The 734-nt window shown below is 36.4% G+C and carries 1 protein-coding gene; it reads right to left on the bottom strand.

Annotation, left to right across the window (positions count from 1 at the left end; translation table 11 throughout):
• Positions 1-284: 284 nt before the first annotated feature.
• Positions 285-734: hypothetical protein (locus DXD25_RS03270; protein WP_117661779.1), on the bottom strand; the 450-nt coding region annotated here is incomplete at its 5' end.

Below are 734 nucleotides of genomic sequence, written 5' to 3' on the forward strand. Positions count from 1 at the left end.
AAAAAATAACAAATGTTTTATCTTCATATACATTTTCCTTTCCAAATGGTTTCGTCATTCAATTCTTGCACTTGTAGCAACCATCTTTAAATCTACAAGATTCTATATTTTTTTGCAAATTTACAAAAAAAATATTTTAAGTGTTGAAAAATTAAAATTATTTATCCTTTTTAACAATATATCTTTGTTTGCCTAGAAATATCTTTTTAAATTTTGACGCTACAAAGATAGCGTGATTTTTCTGACATATCCAAATCCTGAGCAACTTTTTGTTGCTCAGGTCTTTAGATTTTTTCTTCTTTATTTATCTTCGGATTTAAGGTTCTTCTATCTTTTGAGATATTCCATTGCTCCTTGAACCATTCAACAATAGGCTGTCTATTGATACACAGAAACAATTGGTTCGGTTTGGTAGAATCAGAGAACACCTTGATTTCTGCATTCTCCACATTGAACTTTCTTCTGTGCTTCTCGGAATAGAGTGAACCGCTAAAGTTGAGTGCCTTTCCAGCAAGGAGCACACTAATTTGTTCAGCCGTGAAGCCTATCCTCTTGCACAAACTTTCTATTTGCAAGTATGCCTCCAACATCGGGAACCAACGCTTGGCTTTGCGGATGATGTTGTTGAGCATCGTTACCTCCGTGGAGTGCTTGCTTTTCAAATCAACGACCTCTGCTTGGTGTTTCTGTTGCATCTCGCCGAGTTGTTGGGTGTGGCTGTCCTCCATTCGCTG

The sequence above is a fragment of the Prevotella sp. TF12-30 genome, assembly GCF_003436715.1.
Classification (GTDB): Bacteria; Bacteroidota; Bacteroidia; order Bacteroidales; family Bacteroidaceae; genus Prevotella; species Prevotella copri_A.